The 19248-nt window shown below is 62.2% G+C and carries 8 protein-coding genes and 1 pseudogene; 5 read left to right on the forward strand and 4 right to left on the reverse strand.

Annotated elements, in window-relative coordinates:
• Window positions 1-2 precede the first annotated feature (2 nt).
• From tkt to WFR25_RS06740, 4 genes and pseudogenes are all read right to left on the reverse strand, one after another.
• Window positions 3-2060 (reverse strand): annotated as a pseudogene (tkt, locus tag WFR25_RS06725) (transketolase); the annotation flags it as partial.
• A 35-nt stretch (window positions 2061-2095) separates the two neighbouring features.
• A complete protein-coding gene (locus tag WFR25_RS06730) occupies window positions 2096-10525 on the reverse strand; it encodes a GH36-type glycosyl hydrolase domain-containing protein (protein ID WP_333974983.1) in 8430 nt (2809 codons plus the stop codon).
• A 2-nt stretch (window positions 10526-10527) separates the two neighbouring features.
• The gene (locus WFR25_RS06735; protein ID WP_081659635.1) at window positions 10528-11538 is read right to left on the reverse strand and encodes a universal stress protein; all 1011 of its coding nucleotides are present in this window, start codon (window positions 11536-11538) and stop codon (window positions 10528-10530) included.
• Between the two features lie 1160 nt (window positions 11539-12698).
• The gene (locus WFR25_RS06740) at window positions 12699-14165 is read right to left on the reverse strand and encodes a multicopper oxidase family protein (protein ID WP_009823982.1); all 1467 of its coding nucleotides are present in this window, start codon (window positions 14163-14165) and stop codon (window positions 12699-12701) included.
• Window positions 14166-14792: 627 nt separating this feature from the next.
• Here WFR25_RS06740 and WFR25_RS06745 point away from each other — a divergent pair.
• From WFR25_RS06745 to adhP, 5 genes are all read left to right on the forward strand, one after another.
• Window positions 14793-15083: a hypothetical protein gene (locus tag WFR25_RS06745; RefSeq protein WP_076605627.1), complete on the forward strand. Its 291-nt coding sequence runs from the start codon at window positions 14793-14795 to the stop codon at window positions 15081-15083.
• Window positions 15084-15406: 323 nt separating this feature from the next.
• Window positions 15407-15823: a hypothetical protein gene (locus tag WFR25_RS06750; RefSeq protein WP_043150657.1), complete on the forward strand. Its 417-nt coding sequence runs from the start codon at window positions 15407-15409 to the stop codon at window positions 15821-15823.
• Between the two features lie 151 nt (window positions 15824-15974).
• Window positions 15975-16304 carry a hypothetical protein gene (locus tag WFR25_RS06755; protein ID WP_043150735.1) on the forward strand — a complete coding sequence of 110 codons (330 nt, stop codon included), beginning with the start codon at window positions 15975-15977 and terminating at the stop codon, window positions 16302-16304.
• Between the two features lie 253 nt (window positions 16305-16557).
• Entirely contained in the window at window positions 16558-18078 is a 1521-nt protein-coding gene (locus WFR25_RS06760; RefSeq protein ID WP_043150655.1) for an aldehyde dehydrogenase family protein, read from the forward strand.
• Between the two features lie 26 nt (window positions 18079-18104).
• On the forward strand, window positions 18105-19133 hold the full coding sequence (gene adhP, locus WFR25_RS06765; RefSeq protein WP_333974481.1) for an alcohol dehydrogenase AdhP: 1029 nt from the start codon (window positions 18105-18107) through the stop codon (window positions 19131-19133).
• Window positions 19134-19248: the final 115 nt, after the last annotated feature.

Below are 19248 nucleotides of genomic sequence, written 5' to 3' on the forward strand. Positions count from 1 at the left end.
CCGATCAGTTCGCGAGCGAACTTGACGAGATTGTCGACGGTGAAACCGAATTCGTCCTGCAGTTTCGCGGCAGGGGCGGAGGCGCCGAAGGTCGACATGGTGATGGTTTTTCCCTTCGAGCCGACATAGCGATCCCAACCGATCTCGCCGCCCATTTCGACTGCGAGACGTGCCTCGACGCCGGGGATCAGGACACTGTCCTTGTAGGCCTGATCCTGCAGTTCAAAGAGATACCAGCTCGGCATCGATACGACGCGTGCCTTGACGCCGGCTTCGGTCAGTCTCTCGTATGCCGACACCACCAGGCCGACTTCGCTGCCCGTGCCGATCAGGATGATTTCAGGCTTGTCGTCGCCGGCGAGGACATAGGCGCCCTTCAGCAGCCCTTCGGCGCTGGCATATTTGCCGCGGTCGAGCGTCGGGATCGCCTGGCGCGAGAAGACCAGGGCGGTCGGGCGGTTGTTTTTGCTCAGCGCCGCACGCCAGGCCCAGGCGACCTCGTTGGCGTCGCATGGTCGGATCATGTCGAGGCCGGGTGTGGCGCGCAGCATGGTCAGCTGCTCGATCGGCTGGTGGGTCGGCCCGTCCTCGCCGACGCCGATCGAATCGTGGGTGAAGATGAAGGTGACGCCGAGCTCCATCAGCGCCGCCAGGCGGACCGGCGGGCGCATATAATCGAGGAAGATGAAAAAGGTCGCCGAATAGGGACGCAGGTGCGACAGGGCCATGCCGTTGACCACCGAACCCATCGCATGTTCGCGCACGCCGAAGTGGAGATTGCGGCCGGCATAGCTGCCCGTCTGGAACGATCCCGCGCCTTCGATCAGGGTCTTTGTCGAGGGGGCAAGATCGGCCGAGCCGCCGACCAGCCAGGGCAGGTTGGGCGCGATCGCGTTGAGCACCTTGCCGCCGGCATCGCGGGTCGCGATGCCTTTTTGGTCGGCGGGGAAGGTCGGGATGGCGGCATCCCAGCCGTCGGGAAGCCGGTCGGCAAAGATCGCCTCGAGCTCCTTGGCCAGGGCGGGTTCGGCCTGCGCATAGCGTTCGCGCATCGCCAGCCATTCGGCACGCAGCGGCTTGCCGCGCCCGGCAATGGCGCCTCCGAAATGCTCGGGCACGCCGTCGGGAACGAGGAAGGACGAATCCTCGGGCCAGCCATAGGCTTTCTTGGTGCCGCGTATGTCATCGCCGGTCATCGCCTCGCCATGCGCCTTGGCGGTTCCGGCGATCGAGCTGCCATAGCCGATAATCGAATGGACCACGATCATCGTCGGCCTGTCGGTGGTCGCCTTGAAGCTTTCGATCGCCGCAGCGACCGCCTTGGTATCGTTGGCGTCGTCCACATGGATGACGTGCCAACCATAAGCGTCGAAGCGCTGGCCGACATCCTCGTCGAAGGCGAGATCGGTGCCGCCCTCGATCGTCACATGGTTCGAATCGTAGATCCAGCAGAGGTTGGAGAGCTTCAGGTGGCCGGCCAGGCTCGCCGCCTCGCTCGCCACGCCTTCCATCATACAGCCGTCGCCGGCGAGGCAATAGACGTCATGGTCGAAGATCGGGAAACCGTCGCGATTGTAGCGCGCCGCGAGCCAGCGCTCGGCAATCGCCATGCCGACCGAATTGCCGCAGCCCTGGCCGAGCGGGCCGGTGGTCGTCTCGACACCCGTGGTGTGGCGATATTCGGGATGACCCGGCGTCTTCGAGCCGATCTGGCGGAAATCCTTGATGTCCTGCAGGCTCACCGCCGGTTTGCCGGTCAGCCTGCCGTCCTTGTCGATCTCCTTGACTCCGGCGAGATGCAGCAGGGAGTAAAGCAGCATCGACGCATGGCCGACCGACAGGACGAAGCGGTCGCGGTTGGGCCAATCCGGCGCGTCGGGATCGGTGCGCAGGAATTGCGACCAGAGCGTATAGCCGACCGGTGCCAGGGCCATCGGCGTGCCGATATGACCCGATTTCGCGGCGTGGACCGCATCCATCGACAAGGTGCGGATCGTGTCGATCGCCAGCCTTTCCGGGCTGCCGTCCCCATGCAGGGTAGAGGCGGGGATGGTCGACATGAGAATCCTTTCGTATTGCCGTTGTCGAATCGACGTCAGGCCTTTAGCGGAACCCGCACGAGAACAATCCGCGTCGCGCCATCGTGGGGAAAGCAAACCCCGGGTTCTCGCAGGAGCTTGCCGTCAACGGTAATTTCCTCTCCGTCACCTTCAAGAGACGGGTCCGTTTCGATCGTTATCTGGATGGCTCCGTCGGCGCGCCGGAGCGTCAATTCCGCTTTGTGCCAGCTTTTCGGCATTGCTGGACGTATCTGTATTTTGCCGCCAATTAAGCGAACGCCCAGAATTTCTTCAACGGCCAGCCGCCATGTCCAACCTGCGGCGCCTGTATACCAAGTCCAGCCGCCGCGGCCGAGATGGGGTGCCACACCGGCGATGTCGCCCGCGACAGCATATGGCTCGGTTCGATAATGCTCTGCGCCTTCGCGTGTCGAACTGTGCGTTATCGGGCTAATTCGGTCGAACAGTGATTTGGCCACGTCGCCGTCGCGTATCCGTGCGAACGCGATGGCGAGCCACGTTGCCGCATGGGTATATTGCCCGCCATTCTCCCGGACGCCAGGCGGATAGGCCTTGATATAGCCCGGTTCGCGCGGCGTGTGGTCGAAGGGGGGATCGAGCAGGCGTATGAGGGCATCATCGTTGCGTACTAGGTAGCGCCTGGCCGACGCGAGCGCCGTTCTGGCTCGCTCCGGATCTGCAGCATTTGAGAGAACGGACCAGGATTGAGCGATGGAATCGATGCGACATTCCTGCTCCTCGGATGTGCCCCAAGGCCTGCCGTCGTCATCAAAGGCGCGCAGATACCATTCGCCATCCCAGCCAGACTGCTCGACCGCTGCGGCGAGCGCTTCGACACGCGCTTCCCAGCGATCACGAAACTCGGTTTGCCGCTCATCGACGCAGTGCAGTGTGAAGTTCCGGATAGTTGCGATGAGGAACCAGGCCAGCCATATGCTCTCGCCGCGTCCCCGCTCACCGACCCGATCCATGCCGTCATTCCAATCCCCGGTGCCGATCAGGGGAAGGCCGTGAGCTCCGAGGCGATAGGCATGGGCAAGCGCGCGGTCGCAGTGAACGAACAGCGATTGCTTATAGTCGGTAACTTCAAATCGGGCGTAACGATCGGCCTCGCCGGCCGCGAGCGGCGGCGCCCTCAGAAATGGAATTTCTTCGTCCAGAATGGATTTGTCGCCGGTCGCCTCGACATAGTGCGCGACGGCATAAGGAAGCCAGACGAGATCGTCGGAGCAGCGGGTTCGGACCCCGCGGTCCGAAGGCGGGTGCCACCAATGGAGCACGTCGCCCTCTTCGAATTGGTGCGCAGCGGCGGCGAGGATATGTTGCCGCGTTGCGTTCGGATCGACCTGGATCTGGGCAAGGACGTCCTGGAGCTGATCGCGAAATCCGAACGCGCCGCTGGCCTGATAGAAACCGGCGCGAGCGCGCACGCGGGCACTTAGCGATTGGTGAGGCAGCCACCGGTTGACCATCAGGTCGAAGGCAGGATCGGGTGTCTTGACCTGAACCCTTTCCAACCGATCGGCCCAGTCCGCTACGCGAACCCGGGCAGCAGTCTCGATGATGGACGGCGATTGCCAATGCCGGATAAGTTGGATTGCGTGCTCGAGGTTATCACCCTGGCCGAGGATGAAACAAACTTCGACGGTTCCTTCAGGGGGGATATCGAGATGCACCTGGAGGGCGCCGCAGCAATCGTCGCCGGCAGAATCCTGGCGGTTGCCCAGATCCCAGTTGAGCAGGCCGAGCGGTCGGGCCGGGTCGGCAATAACACCGTGGAAATCGCGGCGTGAGGTAGTGAAGCTATGAACGGCCTGGGTCGTGGCAAGAAAGGCGACGCGATCGCCGAACTCGTCCGTCCAGGAATTGCGTGCGAGAATTGCATGGGAGGCCGAGTCATAGCGCGACGTCCGAAAAGGGGCTTGCTCGCCCCTCACCGCGCCCAGGAGCCATTCCGCATAGTAGGTCGCCGTGATCCGGCGCGAGCGTGGCGTTTGATTGCGTAGGCGCAGACGCACCAGTTTTACCGGATCGTCGATTGGCACGAAGGTCGACAGCTCCTGCTCCAGGCCTTCGCTGTGGCGGTGCCATATGGTCCGATCGGGACTATGATGAATGCGGCACGCGGAGCCGCCGCCCGATGGCAAGGGTGTCGGGGTCCAGAGCCGCCCGTTCTCCTCGTCGCGCAGATAGAGCCGTTCACCTTGGGGATCCTCGACGGGATCATTGAACCAGGGCGTGAGCCTGTTCTCGCCGCTGTTGATCGCCCAGGCGAAGCCAAGCCCGGCCTCAGTAACGATCGTGCCGAACGCGTCGTTGGCCAGGACATTGGACCACGGAGCCGGGGTGGGAGCGTCGGGCTCTAGGTTGATCACATAGTCGCCAGTATCAGGCGCAAAGCCGCCCCAGCCGTTGTCGAAGAGGAGATCTACGGACCGCGGCACGGGTGCGGAGGTGGCTGGCGGCACGTTGGTGCCGACTGGGGCAAACGGCGGGCCGGGGTGCGGAGGTTGATCTACCCGGGCGAGTTGGTCGGCAAGCGTGACGCCGTCGTCTTCAAGGATCAGCTTGGCGGCCTGCTCGAGGAGCGCCACGCGCTCGTGATCGGAGGAACTGACGCCCACTAGGTGGATGCCGCCATGGGTGCCAAGGCGTTCCTGCGCGCCGGCGTCTCTCAGGACTTCCAGAAGGCGCTCGCGGACGGGTTCGACGTAACCTGAGGTGCCCTCGTGGACGATCGCGAGATCGAAGAGGATGCCGCGCTGGTGGCCGAGCCAATGCGCAGCGAGAACGAAGCGGAGCATACCGGTCTGTTCCGCGGTGCCGGCGCGCAGCATCACGATGGGATGATCGCCTGAAATACCAAGCGACCAGAGATCGACCTGCCGGAAGAGCCGTTCACCTCCGGGTGCAGGGTTTGTGCGGGCAGTAAAAAGATGGGAAAGGAAGGCCTGTACCTGAGGTACGAACTGTGGCTGTAGGCTCAGGTCGTGCATCTCGCGCGCTTTTGCCGCGATGGAATCGCTAACCACCCAATCCAGCGCGGACAACGTTGCATAGCGGTCGGCTAGGTCTAGCGCCGACTGACGCGATCCCGCCGCGATCGTGACGAAAGCGAGTTCGCGGCGCCCGTGCGGCGGCAGCATGACCTTTGCCCTGATCGCGCAGATCGGATCGAGCGACCAGCCCAATGCGCCCATCGGAGGCTCCTCTTTCATCGCGGCAGGATGCGTGACGTTGCCATGGCGACCGATGAAGGCTCTTCGATCAGCCTCAAGTCCGAGCAAGGCGACTCCTTCGTCATCTCCGATTATGCGAATCAGCAAAACCGGAGGCCGCTCGTCGGGATTGCGCGGTCGGCGCGTGAACACGAGTCCATCGCCTCCGGGCAAGGTTTCAGTGCCCACGAACAGCTTGCTGAAAGCAGGATGCCGAGCGGCATCCTGGGGTGGGGCGAGCACCACCTGGACGTAGCCCGTCAGTTCGATTGTCCGGGCACGATCCTCCTCATTGACGAGCGCGATGCGTCTGATTTCGAGATCGTCGCCATGGGCAACGTTGACTAGCGTCGAGATCGACAGACCGCGCGAACGCTGACGGAATTCGACCTGATGGGCATGAAACATGACCTCCGGCGGCTCGCCGATGGCGGGGAATGGCCCCCCTGTTGCGGACCAGAAATCCCCTTGATCGAGATCATGCAGATAGAGCCAGAAGCCTGCGTGGTCATCTGCAGGTTCGATGCGGGTAAGTGCATGCTGATTCCAGCTTAGACCCCCGGCGCCGTCCGTGCGGATTCGGCTCGAAAGCCGGCCGTTGCCGAGGATGTGCCAAGCATGCTGCCCCGACGGTCGGTCTGGCGACCAACTGTGCAGTGCCGGGATGTTCCCTTCGGCGTGAGCGGGCGGGTCGCGAACCTCTACTCGTGCAATTTCTGGCGGAAGCTCCCACGGTATGCGTTCGTTGAGCAGGAGATCGACGGTGCCGACGTAAGGGTCCGCATGGAACCAGCGCACTAGCATGTTGTCGCACAGTGCATTTCCCAGCGCGGCGAGACTCATGCCATGGTGGTGCGCCATGTACGAGCGGACGATAGCGAACCGCTCGCCCGCCGGCACGCGGGCCGGCGTGAAATCGGCGGCTTCGAAGAAGCCGAACCGTCCAATTAACCTCTGCTCGGCCAGCAGCTTGAGGTTGATTGTCGCAAGTGCTGGCCGGATCATGAGCGCAAGCGCCGTTGCGTAGGGGCTCACGACGAGGTCGTGGCCGAGGCCACGTTGAAGTCCGAGGGCAGGGACGCCGAAGGCGTGATAGCGATAGACGCGATCAGACCCCATCGAGGCGAATGATGATTCGGAGATTCCCCAAGGGATTTTGTGCGATTTGCCGAAGGCGGCCTGGATGCTGACGGCTGTTCGGTCGCTCATACCAAGCAGCGTGCCGGGATCGCTGTGCAAAAAGATGTTCGGCATCAGATATTCGAACATCGAGCCATTCCAGGACAGCAGCGCAAGCCCGGCCTCCTGTTTCGTGATGGGGCGACCGAGGTGGAACCAGTGGGAAGGATCGATATCGCCCTTCGCAATGGCGAAGAAGCTGGCGAGCCGTGCTTCGCTGGCGAGGAGATCGTAGTGATGCGCGTCGATGCGGTCGGCGCTGACGTTGTAGCCGATGTGAAAGAGCCGGCTACCTTCATCAAGCAGAAGTGAAAAGTCCATCGCGTGCGCACTGACGTTGGCCCGGCGGGCAAGGCTGTCGAAGCGACCATGAAGCTCGCGCGAGACGGCCTGCCCTTCGGCGATGGCAGCCAGCATCTTGTCGACCCATTGACGGGCCGCGTCGGATAATCCGCCTTCCTTGGTCGCGCTGAGCAGGCTGATGACGTGCGCGGTGCGCGAATCGGATGGCGTCGCCGAGCCGCCAGCCATGAAATCGGCGACCTTGGCTGCGGTTTCCGCGCAGTCTGCGGGATGGTCGGTTATAACTTCCCACCACGGGCAGAAAACCTGCAAATCGCGACGTATCCCGGACACGTGATGCTCGAGCCGCTCGAGCCAGACTTGCACTTCGCGCAAGATGCCGACGTCGGCTTCGGCAACGCTCGCGGCCATCACGCCCACCTGCTCGCGCAGTCTCGGCAAGTCGGCCGAAATGAGATCGTCGATCCCCCTGAGCCATTCGCGCTCATCGTCCGAAACCCGCTTCACCGTCTCGCCCACGGTAGCCAGGATCACACCGGCCGTTGAGCCCGCTTCGGTCCCGATAGACCGGATCGCCTGGGAGAGCAGCCCGATAATATCTTCTAGGCCTTGCCAGAGCTCGCTGCCTACCGGCGGTGCCCTCCCAGCATCTCGAAGAGCCTGGGCAACGGTAATCAGGCTGACGGCAAGATTGCCGCTGTCGACCGTGGAAATGTAACGTGGCTCAAGGGGAGCGAGCGTCCTGGTATCATACCAGTTGAGAATGTGGCCGCGGTAGCGTTCGAGCCGGTCAAGCGTATCGAACGTGTCGCCAAGACGGGTAGCCAGCTCGTTGAGACCGATATGCCCAAGCCGCCACGCTGTCAGGATCGACACCATCAACATGCCGATGTTGGTAGGCGACGTTCGGTGAGCGGTGTCCTCGTCGGGCGGCTCCTGGTAGTTGTCGGGAGGCAGCCAATTGTCCTCAGGCCGGACGAAGGTTTCAAAAAAAAGCCAGGTGCGCCGAGCGACGAGTCTGAGAAATCTCCTGTCTGCTTCGGTAAGCGCCTCGATCGGTGGTCTACGCGGGCGGCTGATCCAAACCGCGATCTCGGGTGCGAAGAACCAGAGCAGCAATAGCGGCGCCGCGACAGGCATCGATCCCGGCGTATAAGCGAGTAATGCGCCGGCTATAAGCACCGCAAGAAGGGGCGAGCTCCACATGTCGCGCCACGCCGCTAATCGCGGATGGCGCGCCGCGTTTCGCGTGGCCATATGAGCGGCCGAGGTCCATTCGAGCCGCCGCCGCCCCGATTGCAGCCGCCAGATCGTGACGGCTATGGCGTGCAGCGCGATGTATGCGTCGCTGACAAGGAAGGCGATGGCTAAAATCCAGCGCCCGAGATGATCCGTGAGGCGCCGCAGGACGCGCTGCATGACACCGCGACGGCGGCCCTGAGCGAAGCCCGTTACGAGATCGGTAAAAAGATAAGCCCCGGGCGCGACGATCGCGAGCAGTGTCCAGACCCAGGGTCGACCGTGAAACAGGAACCAACCGCCTAGGAGCAAGGCAACGATGCTGGCGGGTACCAGACTGCGCCTTAGATTGTCGAAGATCTTGAGCCTGTCGAACCACCCAAGCCGATTGCGCAGCCATCGGCCGTCACGCCCTGGGACAAAGGGAAACAGCCAGGGCAGGATTTGCCAATCACCCCGCACCCAGCGGTGCCAGCGCGCGGAAAAGTCGAGATACCCGGTCGGAAAGCGCTCGTAGACAATGACGTCGCTAACGAGCGCCGCGCGCCCATGAAGCCCCTCGAACAGGTCATGGCTAAGCAAAGCATTCTCTGGGACACGGCCCTCCAGACTCCGTTCGAATGCCGCCACATCGTAGAGGCCTTTGCCCACAAACACGCCGGTGCCCAGAAGGTCCTGGTACACGTCGGAAACCGCGCGAGAGTAGATGTCGATCATAGTATCGCCGCCGTAGAGGCGAGCGAACAGGGATTGCTCGGGGCCCTCCGGCGCTAGTTCAACGCGAGGTTGAAGGATAGTGTAGCCTCGTTCCACAATGCCGGTGTCGGGGGCAAAATGAGCCCGATTGAGTGGATGGGCGAGAGTGCCGACCAGACGGCGCACCACACCACCCGGAAGTCTGGTATCTGCGTCTGCCGTCAGTACGAAGCGGCATCGCCGCAGCCTTTCCACCTTGCCGGTGGTCAAATGGAATGCAGTGGCGTCGCCGCGCAGGATATAGGCGTTGAACTGCTCCAGCTTACCGCGCTTGCGCTCCCAGCCCATCCAACAGCCCTGCGCCTCGTTGAAGAGGCGCGGTCGGTGGAGCAGATGAAAAGGTCCATTGCCCCTTGCGTCCTTGTAGCGGGCATTCAATTCTTCGATGCCTCGTACCAGCATCTGCTCGATCTCATCGTCGCCCGAAACCCTGGCGGTTGCGGCATCGGCAAGGTCGGTCAGGAGAACGAACTCCAGCGCTTCATCAGGGTTGGCTAGGCGATGCGCCTCAAGTCGCTCAAGAAGGGGAGCGATGTCGGAGGTCCGAGCGACGAGAACGGGGATTGCGATGGCCGTCGCAAAATCTCCGGGAATTCCTTTCTTGAATTCCAGCTTGGGAAGAACGCATGGAGGAACGATTTGCGTGACCATCCAATTCACAAAGGTGATGCTGAGGATGGAAGCGGGCAGCAGCGTCAGCGCGATACACAGCAGCCAGGATAAGGGAGACGGTCCGGTCGAGGACATGTATGCTGCAGGAACTGCAGAGGCCGCGATACCGGCAAACACCAGCGCGGTCGCGTAAAGCATACCCTTATGACGCAAGATGCGCCGCAGCATCGAACGGGGTGTCCAGGGGCGGGGATCGAGTGCATCCGTGAAAGCAGGCAGGCCGGCATCGATGAGCCAATAACCTACATGCCCTGAGGGGGCCTCTTCACTACTTTGACACTGCCGCAGAGCGCGCTGGGCAACCTCTCGCTCTAGGAGGCCGGATCGCGCTGCGAGCCGTTCTACCGCGTGACGATATTGGTCGCGAGTAGCGAAATCCATGCGCGGATAAATCCCTGCAGGATCACGCTTCAGAACCGCCTCGACCTGGCTGGTTCTGTCGAAGAAGTCGTTCCATTGGATAGTCGCGATCACGGCAAGATTGGCTATGCCGCGTGCCACGCACTCCGTGTTGTCGAATCCCCCGGTCGCGACGTCGGGAGAGTCCGTTAGTGCAAAAGGGGGAGCGACTTGAGGAAAAAGCTGGGTGAAACCCGTAACGATCATTTCAAGACAAACGATACGCAGCATCGTAGGAATCGCCCAGGTTTCAGCGATGCTGAGCGGCATCTTATTCTGATATCGAACGACGAATTCGACAGCCGAGGACAGCGAGACTTGCAGGTGAGACGCCAGAAGCAGAGACTGCGCGACTTGATGGGCGCGCGGTCGCCTGAGGCCGTCTTCAGCAAGACCGGGAAGTTTCGCGTAGAAGGCCTTGGGAAGACCCTCACCAATTTGCAGGATCGCGCGCTGGATCTGATAGTCGTTGTCGAGTAGCCATTCGGCTGCGGCGCTGCCGCGTTGGTCGGCTTGCGTGGCTGCCTGGCGGGCTCGAGCCAGCCAGTCCTTCATGGCGTCGAGATGCGCCCAGATGGGAAGAGGCGCTGAGCGACCGATCAATCCTGTCAGCTGATGGCGTGTGGCGGTCTCGTCGGCCGCCCCCGAAATAGGGTCGGTCCCCTCAATATCGGCCATGATCAGGCTTGGGCGGCGAGGGGTAGCCGGAGGCAATTATGCCCTACGGCGATCTGCGCTTTTCCCGAGCGGATTGTCGCAGGCGTTACGAGCATTGGTACATTGCAATGCGTCATCAGGTAGGAGGCGACCGTTCCATAGGGTACGTCGGAAACATGCCGATGGCTGTGGCCGCGCGCGGACAGGACGGCAATATCGGCCCTCTCGCGCTGAATAAGATCGCACAGCACCTCGCGTACATCCTCGCCACGGATCGAAATCGTACGCATTCGTAGACCGGACGCCGAGAGGTTGGATTTCGTTCGATCCAGGTAGCTGCGTGCTGCTTGCTCATTTCGCTCTATAAGGGCTTGTTGAAGCTTCTTGTCCTCGACTTCCAGGGGCCGTGCCTCGATCATCTCGGGCGTAGGGACGACATGGACGAGCAGGAGTTCCGCTTCCGAGGCCTTCGCAAGACGCACAGCTAGGGGCAGCACGCTCTCAGCCCAACGAGAGCCGTCAAGCGGCACCACAACCCTTCTGTAGGGCGCTGCCGGAAGCGGGGCCTCTACCGGTACGAGCAGGACCGGGGCTGGCGTCTGCATGAGCACCTTGTGCACGGTTGCCCCCATGCCCGGGCGACCGGCCTCTTGCCTGCCTCGTCTTCCCAGTACGACCATGCCGTCGTCGCACTCTCGGACAAAGCGGCAAATTTCCTCCGCGGTTTGGCCTTCGGCCAATTCGATGGAGGTTTTGGTTGGAGGTGCGCTGGTCGCGGCGGCGCATCGATCGAGGGCGCGCAGGGCTTCGCGCCGCCGGAGGTTACATTCAATCGGGTCTGGACGAGAGCGCGTCGAGCCCTCGCCGTCAAGTACTTGTAGCAGGGTAATAGGGACGTCGAGCGTTGTCGCGAGCGCACGAGCGTGTGAGTAGATCCACGCATCATGATCGGAGCAATCGATACAGGCGACAATCCCGGACTGCGGTCGGGGGGACGCCTGCGCCAGAGCTGGAAATGCTGAAGCGGCTGACATCAAATGCTCCTCTTGCCTTGGATCTCCATCGAATTCGTGGCGGCTAGGACAGCGGGAACAACCGGCATTTCGGCCTGGCGTCCCCTCCACGACTCGAACCTGCTCTGACCCTATCTGGGGGGAACGACCCGCGAAATTGTGATATATACGAATGGCGATCGGTCGGTTGACTGGGGCGCAAGAGCATCAGAACCGAAAACCGGTCGCTTGCGATTAGTACATCGGGCGGGCCTATATGCCTCCGCCTCGCCACCCGGCTTGAGCGTCCAAACCAACATGTCGGGATAGAATGAAGGTCACCGGGCCACCTTTTCCTCGTCCGGAAGCGAACTCGTCGCCCCCGTTACCGCTCATGTGGTTGCTCGCTTGCACTGCGCATGAGACGATCACAGTCATCCCAAGTTCTGCGCCGGCTGCCTTGTCCTGGGCGATCTGCGATCAGATGCCATCGCAGGCGTCCCTTCTGTCTAGCGACAAATACGCATTACCACCGGCAGATGGTCTGCATAGTCTGCCAAGGGCAACCAACGAAGCTCTCAGCGGAGTGAGTGTGGATCGGAAGGGAACAGTATGACGATCGCGCTTAACGGGTTATATCGATGCCGGCTGCTCACTTTCACACGGTGGTCGTGTTCCATCTGGGCGATTTTCGCCGCGCTCACTGTGCCAACGCTACCTTCGCCGGCCAGGGTCGTTCCCGCAGGGGAAGATACCTCGACCACCAAGCTCGCGGGTGTCTGGTCATTTGATGGCCGATCCGGCTGTAAGTCGGGGATGGCCTGGGTTCTTAATCGCAACGGATCTTACAGCGAAATCCGATTGCCTGACCAGACGCCGCTTGGCGGAGGAAAGTGGTATGAACGCGGCGATACCATCTATTACTCATTGCCGCGAGTACTGACAGCGGCCGCGGGACGGCCCGACAAGCGTATGGTCATTATAGAGCGCGGCCCGCGGCGCCTGGTGGCCGTGACTAACCGCAGGGTTCGTCATGTGATGCACAAGTGTCCGGGATGATCGAATGCCTTCGATCGAGATGTGCGAAACGTTCTGGCCCAAGCCCGAAAAGGGAACAAAAACGAGAGTGGAGTTCGAAGTCATACGTCGAGCATTGCCCCCTTATTGGCATATGCGGGATTTCGATTCTTGAGTTGTTCCCACTACGTCACGGAAAACTGACCCATCATGCCTTCGTCCTCGTGCTCCAGGATATGGCAATGGAACAGGAAGGGCGCTTTTGAAGCAGGCTGGTCGAAACGGATTAATAACTCGACCGGTTCGTCCACGACGATGGTGTCACGTGGCCCCTGATCAAGAAGATCTGGTTCCTCGCCATCGCGACGTAGCACGTCGAAGTGCACTCCATGAATGTGGAAGGGATGGGCCATTTTCTGCCCGGAGACTTTCCATATCTCGACGGCGCCAAGCTCGACTTCCTCATCGATGCGATCAATATCGAATCGCCTGTGGTTGATCGTTAGCGGCTCTTCGTCGCTATCCATCATACCTCCCAGCCTCATGTTGAGCACCAGACGTCGCCGTGCGACGACCGTCGCCGGATCTGGCACCGCGCGGGACGCCAGGAGGAGCGGAAGCGTGGTGCTACCTCGCTTACTCGATGCCAAGCGCGGTGAAAATGTGAGGACAGTTTCATCCCCTGCGTTGTTTTCGCTAGCCTCGTGCCGATGCATCATGCCCATGCCATGCATCCTGAGGGTGCTTTGGTCCGGAGCCGATACCAACGAGACCGGTTTGCCATCGCTGAAGTCCACCAAGATCTCAGCCCGCTGACCGGAGGCCAGAGTGAGGGACTGCAATTCAACGGACTTTTCCAAAAGGCCGCCCTCGGTGCCGATCCAATAAAAGGCTCGTCCGTCGCTGAACGAAAGATCGTAAGTCCGGGCATTCGAACCATTTACAAGCCGCAGCCGCACTAAGCTTCTGGGAACGTCTGCTCGCGGGTTGTACGCGCCGTTTACGAGAATAACGTTGCCCCGCCTCCCGTCCAGCGCCACCATCATGCCCGCCGGTAACACCAGACGGCCATCCACGAACTGCCGATCCTGGATCAAGATTGGTAGATCGTCGACGCCGTAATCCGAAGGCAAACCGAGACCTTGCTCTTCCTCGTCGGTGACGAAGAGCAATCCCGCTAGGCCTGCATAGACCTGCTCCGCCGTTCGGCCATGTGCATGCGAATGATAAAAGAGAGTGGCCGCCGGCTGACGGATCGGCAGCGTCGGACGCCAAGTCTCGCCTGGACTAATGGTCTGGTGGGGGCTGCCGTCCAGCTCTCCCGGTACGAGCAGCCCGTGCCAGTGAACCGTGGTATCAGCAGACAGATTGTTGCTGACAGTCACCGTCACGTCGTCCCCGCGATGTACCCGCAGAGTCGGGCCGAGATAGCTTCCGTTGTATCCCATGGTGGCGCTCCGCCGCCCTGGGAAGAAAGTGGTTTCCCCTTCCTGCGCCCTCAGTCCAATTCTCTGCCCATGGTCGCGTGCATCTAACAGGCGAGGAATGGGCAGCGTGCCTGCTTGGTCCGGCGTCGCAAATCTGCGCGTGCATGCCGCCCCCAGCAGGAGGCCTCCGCCCGCCAAGACAGTTCGCCGGCTCAGAAAAGTCATTTCGAAGCCCCTCCTGAGCAATCGTGAAACTGACGCAAACGCGCTTTTCTCGATCCGATGAGATCCACCGAGGCGAAGCGCCGCTCTTCCCTTAAAGGGCGCGCGGGAGGGCAATATCCGTAATACCCGAACCGATCGCTTTTGTGCCCGCCCCCTCTGGGAAGACAAAATTGCCCTTCTAAGCTGGTTGCGGCCCTCGCCAGTTGATCAATAATCAGCCAGGCGAGCGTTCAATCACTGCGGCACCGATCCGAGCGAGCGTCTATTCCGACAATTTAGCCTGGGCCAGTCCGAGTGGCTGGTTCGGCGGTGGGCCTTGCCACGATCGCGCCGAAGAAAAAGCGGCGTGCGATTTACGTTTCGCTGTTCGCCACTGCAGCAGGCGGCGTCGCTTTCCAGTGCTCGGGCTAGGCGGAGGCTTTGATTGCCGCCGTCTTCGGTCATCCGCGCCCAGCTTTTGCTAGTAGCCGAACTAAAGCTGACATTGCAGGCTGACCGCCAGCTTCGCAAATTACGTATACTGCCACCTCCAGGCCGATACCATCTCAACGGCAAGCTCCCTGGGGAGCGAGAATCGACCGGGCATGTGTCCGGTCGAACTGAAACTCAGACTTGAAGGAATCATATTTGCGCAAGAAAGCAGCGATTATCGCTTCGCTCGCAGCCTTTGGCGTCCTTGCCGTCGGCGCCGGGCCAGTTCTCGCCGATGGGATGCCGCCGGGCATGCCCGACCTTGAACAGACGCTCAAGGCGAAGCCGGCGCCGGCTCGGTCCGACACGGCCCAGATGCAAGGCATGCGACACCGCGAAGTGCGGATGCCCGGTGAGATGATGCAGGACCATCGGATCGCTACGCGGGAGATGGGGACCCAGGACGGAGCCTCCCGCATGTTGCATAGGTCGCGGGGCGGTTGCTGACCCTGCAATTAAGCCAGCTCCGACCACGAGGCGGGGTGGCCAACGACCGTGGCCTGGTTCAACCGCAGCTTTGGCCCGCCGTTCTCCCACGGCGGGCCAATTGGTTTTTGCACTTCGCTGCCGGCCGCCATCAAGCGGGATCATGAATTGGCTTGACCTTGGACCATGGTCCACCCCGCACGATCCCGCGCATGCTTGTCGCGATCAAAAGCGGATTCGTAAGTTACGTATACAGACTGCGTCTCGCTAGCAGCATTGAAGCTTCGGAATTGCCGGGATCGGAACGTCGATCGGGCAACAGGACGAACACTCGGAGACCCTCAATGCGACAGACGACATTTCGCGCGGCGACCATCAGCCTCTTCGTGACGCTAACCTTCGCCGCCGGCACCGCTCTCGCCCAGTCGACGCCCGCGCCCGCGCAGACTGCGCCGGCCCATGCCCACCAGCAGGGCATGGATCATGGCGGGCAGCAGATGCACGATCAGATGATGAAGGATCATCAGGCCGGCGCGCAGAAGCAGCAGGGGAAACCGGCCCAGCAGGATCAACAGGGCATGTCGGGGATGGCCGGCATGTCCGGCGGGTCGCCTGCATCGAACGGCTCGGGCATGGCCGGTAAGGCGAAGAGTGGCTGCTGCAAGATGCCGATGAAGAAGGCCAAGCCGGCCGCGAAGAAGAAGACCGCCAAGCCCATGGCCGACAAGCCCATGGCCGACAAGCCGATGAGCGACATGTGACGTTTCCAGCCCCGATAAAACACCCCCCCCGGGGCTGAGGGCCCGCCGCCGCCCCCGCGGCGGGCCAGTTCTTTGACGATGCCCAGCGTCGCCCCGTGCTCCCGGCCTTCAAAGCCGGGTCCGAGCGTCTGACGTGACAGAGGAAACAGTGATGCGAAAACATCTTGGCGTCGGTGCTGCCGTTGGCTTTCTGCTCTTTGGCAGCACGCCGCTCCTCGCACAGGGTATCGGCCATCGCTTGTTCATGCGCGGCAAGATCGTCCGTATGGATGCGGGCGGCACAGTGGCCTGCCTGGGCAAAGCCGATGGCGCACACATCGGGCAGATACTCGACGTCTATCACGCAACGCCGCGCCACCGCCGCCTTGTCGGTCATGTCGAAGTCGACCAGATTTTCGACGACCATTACGCTCATTTCCGCGTGAGGGACGGGACGCTTCAGAAAGGCGATTGGGTGAGCCTAAAGCGCGTCCGGGCGTAACGCCAGAATTGGAATGCCAAGCGCCGCCCTCGCCAAAAGAAGAAGCGGCCGAGTAACGCCTGTCTCGGCATAATTCCGATCAGGCGTGCGCGAATAGGTTCGGGAGTCGATGAATACTCATCGGCTCCGTCGGCGTGTCTGACCCTCAAAGCCCGCGACAGCGACACCAGACTACCTTCTGCGGAACTTACTTATAGGCCGCCCGGGCAAAGAGATTACTCCGTCAGGCTATCGATAGAGATGGAGTCAGGTTATGTTCGAGAAGGCGATCGGGACCATCAATGCGGCGGCCTCCTTCCGACACCGCTATGATAATTTCATCGGAGGCCGCTGGAGCGCTCCTGCGGGCGGCGAGTATTTCGCGGACACGAGCCCGATCAATGGCGCCCAGATCGCCGAGTTCGCGCTGTCGACGCCGGAAGATGTCGAGCGCGCGCTCGATGCGGCGCACGCCGCCAGGGATCAATGGGCAAGGATCGCGCCCGCCGAGCGCGCCAGGATTCTCAATCGCGTCGCCGACCGGCTCGAGGATAATCTGGAGCTGCTGGCGCTTGCCGAGACGATCGACAACGGCAAGCCGATCCGCGAGACCCGCGCTGCCGACGTGCCGCTTGCGATCGACCATTTCCGCTACTTCGCCGGCTGCATCCGGGCGGAGGAAGGCGGCATCTCGACGATCGATGCGGACACCATCGCCTATCATTTCCGCGAGCCGCTCGGCGTCGTCGGCCAGATCATCCCGTGGAACTTCCCGCTGCTGATGGCGGCGTGGAAGATCGCCCCGGCGCTGGCGGCGGGCAACTGCACCGTCATCAAGCCCGCATCCCAGACGCCGCTCACCTTGCTGATGTTCGCCGAGCTCACCGCCGACATCCTGCCGCCCGGCGTGCTCAATGTCGTCACCGGCCCGGGACGGACCGTCGGCCAGGCGATCGCCGCCAATCCGCGCATCGCCAAGGTCTCGTTCACCGGCGAGACCGTCACCGGCAAGCAGATCATGCACGCGGCTGCCGACCATCTGATCCCCCAGACGATGGAGCTTGGCGGCAAGTCGCCCAACATCTTCATGGCGGACGTGCTCGACGAGGACGATGCCTTCTTCGACAAGGCGCTCGAAGGCTTTACTTTGTTCGCGTTCAACAAGGGCGAGGTCTGCACCTGCCCGTCGCGCGCGCTGATCCATGAGTCGATCTTCGACCGCTTCATCGAGCGCGCCGTGGCGCGCGTCGCCGCGATCCGCCAGGGCGATCCGCTCGACCCCTCGGTCCAGGTCGGCGCGCAGGCGTCGGAGGACCAGCTCCACAAGATCCTGGGCTATATCGATATCGGCAAGGCCGAGGGCGCGCAGTGTCTGGTCGGTGGCGCCAGGGCGCTGCCGGGCGGTGCGCTGGACCAGGGCTATTTCGTGCAGCCGACCGTGTTCGTGGGTCAGAACCACATGCGCATCTTCCAGGAGGAGATCTTCGGTCCCGTCCTGTCGGTCACCACGTTCAAGACGGTCGAGGAGGCGATCGCACTTGCCAACGACACCGCCTACGGTCTTGGCGCGGGCGTCTGGACCCGGAGCGGCAACACCGCCTACCGGCTCGGCCGCGCGATCGAGGCCGGACGGGTCTGGACCAACTGCTATCATCAGTACCCCGCCCATGCCGCCTTCGGCGGATACAAGGCGTCGGGCTTCGGGCGTGAAAATCACCGGATGATGCTCGACCATTATCAGCAGACCAAGAACCTGCTCGTCTCCTATGACGAGCACGCGCTCGGCCTGTTCTGACCCCTCGCTCAAAAGGAGAAACGGACATGGCGAAAACCATGAAGGCGGCGGTCGTCCGCGAATTCGGCAAGCCCCTGGTCATCGAGGAGGCGCCGATCCCGACGGTCGGCCCCGGGCAGATCCTGGTCAAGATTGCGGCAACCGGCGTGTGCCATACCGACCTGCACGCGGCAGAAGGAGACTGGCCGGTCAAGCCCAACCCGCCCTTCATTCCCGGCCATGAAGGCGTCGGGCATGTCGCCGCCGTCGGTGCGGGCGTCACCCATGTGAAGGAAGGCGACCGGGTCGGCGTGCCCTGGCTCTACACCGCCTGCGGGCACTGCGTGCATTGCCTGGGTGGCTGGGAGACGCTTTGCCACGAACAGCAGAACACCGGCTATTCGGTCAATGGCAGCTTTGCCGAATATGTCCTGGCTGATCCCAACTATGTTGGTCACCTTCCCGACAATGTCGACTTCCTCGACATTGCGCCGATCCTCTGCGCGGGCGTCACCGTCTACAAGGGACTGAAGGCCACCGAGGCCCGGCCCGGCGAGTGGGTGGTCGTCTCCGGCATTGGCGGGCTCGGCCACATGGCGGTGCAATATGCCCGAGCCATGGGTCTCAATGTGGCCGCGGTCGACATCGACGACAGCAAGCTCGACCTCGCCACACGCCTTGGCGCCACACTGACGGTCAACGCGCGCAACGAGGACCCTTCGGCAGCGCTCAAGAAAGCCATTGGCGGCGCGCACGGGGCGCTCGTCACCGCCGTTTCGCCCAAGGCGTTCCAGCAGGCGCTCGGCATGGTCCGGCGCGGCGGCACGGTCGCGCTCAACGGCCTGCCGCCGGGCGACTTCCCGCTGTCGATCTTCGACACCGTGCTGAACGGCATTACCGTGCGCGGCTCGATCGTCGGCACGCGGCTCGATCTGCTCGAGGCACTGGCGTTCGCCGGCGAGGGCAAGGTCAAGGCCACGGTCCATGCGGACAGGCTCGAGAACATCAACGACGTCTTCTCGCGCATGCACCATGGCGATATCGAGGGCAGGATCGTCATCGATATGGAGCGGTAAGATCCAGGGGGCGCCTCTTCATGCAAGGCTGAACCAGCCTGGCGCACCCTCGCGGCTGTGGGAACCGCACAGCCGCGGATCTTACCGGCTCCTGGCGCTGCCGCGCATAGGGTCA

Origin of the sequence: Sphingobium aromaticiconvertens (genome assembly GCF_037154075.1) — a bacterium.
Classification (GTDB): domain Bacteria; phylum Pseudomonadota; class Alphaproteobacteria; order Sphingomonadales; family Sphingomonadaceae; genus Sphingobium; species Sphingobium aromaticiconvertens.

What these genes read in the sequence shown, in the direction of transcription:
- WFR25_RS06730 (WP_333974983.1), bottom strand. Translation starts at nt 10,525, where the DNA reads ATGGCCGATATTGAGGGGACCGACCCTATTTCGGGGGCGGCCGACGAG.
- WFR25_RS06735 (WP_081659635.1), bottom strand. Translation starts at nt 11,538, where the DNA reads ATGTCAGCCGCTTCAGCATTTCCAGCTCTGGCGCAGGCGTCCCCCCGA.
- WFR25_RS06740 (WP_009823982.1), bottom strand. Translation starts at nt 14,165, where the DNA reads ATGACTTTTCTGAGCCGGCGAACTGTCTTGGCGGGCGGAGGCCTCCTG.
- WFR25_RS06750 (WP_043150657.1), top strand. Translation starts at nt 15,407, where the DNA reads ATGCGACAGACGACATTTCGCGCGGCGACCATCAGCCTCTTCGTGACG.
- WFR25_RS06755 (WP_043150735.1), top strand. Translation starts at nt 15,975, where the DNA reads ATGCGAAAACATCTTGGCGTCGGTGCTGCCGTTGGCTTTCTGCTCTTT.
- WFR25_RS06760 (WP_043150655.1), top strand. Translation starts at nt 16,558, where the DNA reads ATGTTCGAGAAGGCGATCGGGACCATCAATGCGGCGGCCTCCTTCCGA.
- adhP (WP_333974481.1), top strand. Translation starts at nt 18,105, where the DNA reads ATGGCGAAAACCATGAAGGCGGCGGTCGTCCGCGAATTCGGCAAGCCC.